The following is a 4,453-nucleotide window of genomic DNA, read 5'->3' as shown; positions in this document are numbered from 1 at the left end:
CAGTGGAGTTGGCCCCGGCCACCGAGTCCGGTACACCCAGCGGCGCCGCCGGCCCCGGCCCGACGCGAATCGTCCTCGTACTGGACGTACTTGGGCGATTCGGGCGCGCGTCCAGGCGGGATGCCCGGAGTCGCGGGCCCGGCAAGATCGGCCGGACAGGACCTAGCAGCACTCGGCCTACGGCCGGCCCATGTACGACGGGTAGTAGCCGCTGCTGATCCCCGAGATCCGGATCAGCGTCCCCGGCCGCGCCGCCTCGACGTACTGGTTGTTGCCCAGGTAGATCGCCACGTGCTGGATGCCCCGCTTGGTGCCGTTGGGAGACCAGAACAGCAGGTCGCCCCGGCGCAGCTGGCCGGCACTGATGGGCGTGGTCGCCGCGTACTGGTCGTTGGCCACCCGCGGCAGGTTCACCCCGCCGCGCCGGAAGGCCTGCTGCACGAGGCCCGAGCAGTCGTACCCGTCCGGCCCGTTGCCCGCGGTCCGGAACGGCTTGCCCAGCTGGCTCAGCGCGAACTGCACGGCGGACTCGATGCCCTGGTCACCCGCCACCGCACCAGCGGCCGAGCCCGACGAGGACGACCCGGACGATCCGGACGACGACGGGGACCCGTCCCCCGTCCGCGCCACGTACACGTCGTAGTGCGTGGTCCAGCGCCACTCCCCCTTGCTGTTCTTGAACCAGTACCGCGACCCGTCCCACCCCTGCTTGATCCCGCCGCTCGACTTCGCACCCGTCGACGGGGACTTCGCCGCGGAGGAAGATCCGCCCCCTGTCCGCGCCACGTACACGTCGTAGTGCGTGGTCCAGCGCCACTGCCCCTGACTGTTCTTGAACCAGTACCGCGAGCCGTCCCACCCGGCGTGCGCCGGTGCCGACTCGGCGGCGGCGGGGCTGACGCCGGGGCCGACGCCGATCACACCCGCACCGGCCACGATCACGGCCACCATGCCTATCCCCCGGCGCACCCGCGCGGCCCGCGAGGGACGGACGGGACGGACGGGGCGGACGTCAGCCGCCCGCTGGTCGACGGTGGCGGCAGCGTGCTGCCCGGTCGGTTCGTCGGCGGCACCCGGCGCGCCGGTGTTGACGGTGGTCATCCTGCTGTCTTCCCTCACTGCTGCGAACTGCCGCCACGGGGGCGGCTGCGGAATCGGCTACGGACACGCACGTCCCGGTGAGACGGCACGTACGGCTCGGCAGACCCCGCCCGGCGCGCCACGGCCTCCGGTCGTGCGACCGGGAGCCGCGGCACGCCGGGCGGGGATTCAGTTCTGCCTGCGTGTCACGGTAGGCACGCGTCCGCTCACGGCGCGCAGTGGAGTGAGCCAATGGAAGGGTTCACGGCCGGTGAGCACCGACGGGGCATCAGGGTGAAGGCCAGTCATCGGGCCGCGGCCCGACGCCCCCTCGCCCCTGCTGGTCGGCCTCCGCCAGCAGCTGCTTCTTCAGCACCTTTCCCAGCGCGTTCCTGGGCAGTTCGGGCACCAGCACGACCCGGCGCGGCCGCTTGTGCGCGGACAGCCGCTCCGCCACGAAGGCCGTCAGCTGTTCCCCCGTCACGGCGCCGTCCGGGATGACGTACGCGACGATGGCCTGCCCGAGGTCCTCGTCCGGCGCACCGACCACCGCCGCGTCGGCGACCGCGGGGTGGTCGCGCAGCGCGGCCTCCACCTCGCCGGCGCCGATCCGGTAGCCGCCGCTCTTGATCAGGTCGACGGAGGCGCGACCGACGATCCGGTGGAAGCCGTCCTCACCGATCACGGCGACGTCCCCGGTGCGGAACCAGCCGTCCGCCGTCCAGGCCTCGGCATCCGCGTCGGGCCGGTTGAGGTACCCGCTGAACAGGGTCGGCCCGGCGACCTGCAACTCTCCGACGCTCTCCCCGTCGGAGGGCACCGGCGCGCCGTCCTCGCCGACCAGCCGGGTGCGCACCCCGTCCAGCGGCAGACCGACGCTGCCGGGCCGGCGCTCGCCGTCCGCCCGGGTGCTGACGGTGATCAGCGACTCGGTCATCCCGTAGCGCTCGATCGGGGCGTGCCCGGTGAGCGCAGCCAGCTTCTCGAACACCGGTACCGGCAGCGGCGCGCTGCCGGAGACCAGCAGCCGGGCCGAGGCCAGCCGACCCGCCGCCCCGGGGTCGGCCGCCACCCGGGACCAGACGGTCGGCACCCCGAAGTACAGGCTGCCGCCCGCGGCCGCGTACCCCGCCGGGGTGGGACGCCCGGTGTGCACGAGCCGGCTGCCGGTCCGCAGCGCGCCGAGGACGCCGAGGATCAGTCCGTGGACGTGGAACAGCGGCAGGCCGTGGACGAGGGTGTCCTCGGCGGTCCACTGCCAGGCCGCGGCGAGCGCGTCCAGGTCGGCGGCGACCGCCTGGCGCCGGATCACGGCTCCCTTGGGCGCCCCGGTGGTGCCGGAGGTGTAGAGGACGAAGCCGGTGGCGTCCGGCGCGGGCTCGGCGAACGTGGTGGCGGCGCGTTCCGTCGGGTCGACCGGCAGCCCCTCCACCTCACCCGGCACGACGTCACCCACGGCATGCGCGAGCAGCACCGCACCCGAGTCGCGCAGGATGTGCTCTCGCTCCTTGGGCCCGGAGTCGGGCGGCAGCGGCACCACGGGCACGCCCGCCAGCAGGCCGCCGACCACGGCGACGACCGTTTCGACGGCGGGCCGGGCGAGCACGGCGAGCGCGGGCGCACCGGCCACCCGGTCGGCGACGGCGGTCGCCGCGCCCAGCAGCTCCTCGCGGGACAGCGCCCGTCCATCGATCCGCAGCGCGTCCGCCGTGTCCCCGTAGTCGCCCTGAAGTGCGGTCAGCAGTGCCATGCTTCCGTCCTCGCCCTCGTCTCACGCTGTCGCGCCGACTCTACGGGCCGCATCCGGACCGTCCGTGGGCGGCGGTCACCGCACGCCTGGTCTGTACCGGCCTGTGCCGGCCTGGGACCGAAACGCCGGAGGGCGCGGCGCCGGATACCCGGTGCCACGCCCTCCCACTGTCGTGCGCGGGGATCAGCCCTTGCGGGCCTTCACCTCGGCGGTCAGCTGCGGCAGCACGGCGAACAGGTCGCCGACCACGCCGTAGTCGACCAGCTCGAAGATCGGGGCCTCCGGGTCCTTGTTGACCGCGACGATGGTCTTCGAGGTCTGCATGCCCGCCCGGTGCTGGATGGCGCCGGAGATGCCGGCCGCGATGTACAGCTGCGGCGAGACCTGCTTGCCGGTCTGGCCGACCTGGTTGCTGTGCGGGTACCAGCCCGCGTCGACGGCGGCACGCGAGGCACCGACGGCCGCGCCCAGCGCGTCCGCGAGCTCCTCGACGACGCCGAAGCCGGCCGCCTCGCCGACGCCGCGGCCGCCCGAGACCACGATCGCGGCCTCGGTCAGCTCCGGACGGCCGGTCGAGACCCGCGGGGTGCGCGAGGTGACCTTGGCCGCGTTACCGGTGAACTCCACCGCCACGTTCTCCACCGCACCCGCGCCCGCAACGGCCTCGGGGGCCACCGCGTTCGGCTTGACGGTGATCACCGGCACGCCCTTCGTCACCTTCGACTTCACCTGGAAGGACGCGGCGAACACCGACTGGGTGGCGACCGGGCCGCCGTCACCGGCCTCCAGGTCGATGGCGTCGGTGATGATGCCGGAGCCCAGGCGCAGTGCGACGCGGGCGGCGATCTCCTTGCCCTCGCCGGAGGAGGTGACCAGGACGGCGGCGGCGTCGCCGGCCTTGGCGATCTGGGTGAGGGCGTCCACCTTCGGGACGACCAGCTGGTCGGTGAACTCGGCGCCCTCGGCGACGTACACCTTGGCCGCACCGTACTCGGCGGCCTTGGCCGCGATGCCGGCGGCGGCAGCGCCGGCGCCCAGCACGACCGCGGACGGCTCGCCGATCCGGCGGGCCAGGGTCAGCAGTTCGAGGGCCGGCTTGCGGACCACACCGTCGGCGTGGTCCACCAGAACCAGGATCTCAGCCATGATTCGTTGCTCCTGATCGATCGTTGGATGCGCGAACGGGGGGAACTAGATGAACTTCTGGTCGGCGAGGAAGCCGGCGAGCTGCTTGCCGCCCTCGCCCTCGTCCTTGACGACCGTGCCCGCGGTCCGCGCCGGACGCGCCGCCACCGACTCCACCGCCGTCCACGCACCCGCCAGACCGACCTCGTCGGCCTCGATGCCCAGATCGTCCAGGTCCAGCGACTGGACCGGCTTCTTCTTCGCCGCCATGATCCCCTTGAACGACGGGTACCGGGCCTCACCCGACTGGTCCGTCACCGACACCACCGCCGGCAGCGCCGCCTCCACCAGCTCGGTCGCCGCGTCACCGTCACGACGGCCCCGCACCACACCGCCCTCGACCGACACCTCCGACAGCAGCGTCACCTGCGCCACGCCCAGCCGCTCCGCCAGCAGCGCCGGCAGCACACCCATCGAACCGTCCGTCGACGCCATCCC

General features: G+C 73.6%; 3 protein-coding genes and 1 pseudogene. All 4 read right to left on the bottom strand.

Features of this window, described 5'->3' with window-relative positions; translation table 11 throughout:
- Positions 1-177 precede the first annotated feature (177 nt).
- Positions 178-1,101, bottom strand: a complete 924-nt coding sequence (locus AB0R04_RS38760; RefSeq protein WP_363378873.1) for a C40 family peptidase — start codon at positions 1,099-1,101, stop codon at positions 178-180.
- 268 nt (positions 1,102-1,369) lie between these two features.
- The gene (locus AB0R04_RS38755) at positions 1,370-2,830 is read right to left on the bottom strand and encodes an acyl-CoA synthetase (protein WP_363378872.1); all 1,461 of its coding nucleotides are present in this window, start codon (positions 2,828-2,830) and stop codon (positions 1,370-1,372) included.
- Positions 2,831-3,013: 183 nt separating this feature from the next.
- Entirely contained in the window at positions 3,014-3,976 is a 963-nt protein-coding gene (locus tag AB0R04_RS38750) for an electron transfer flavoprotein subunit alpha/FixB family protein (RefSeq protein ID WP_363378870.1), read from the bottom strand.
- A gap of 45 nt (positions 3,977-4,021) precedes the next feature.
- Positions 4,022-4,453 (bottom strand): annotated as a pseudogene (locus tag AB0R04_RS38745) (electron transfer flavoprotein subunit beta); the annotation flags it as partial.

Origin of the sequence: Kitasatospora sp. NPDC056731 (assembly GCF_040687675.1) — a bacterium.
Taxonomy (GTDB): Bacteria; Actinomycetota; Actinomycetes; order Streptomycetales; family Streptomycetaceae; genus Kitasatospora.
This window is presented reverse-complemented; position numbering and strand designations above follow the sequence as displayed.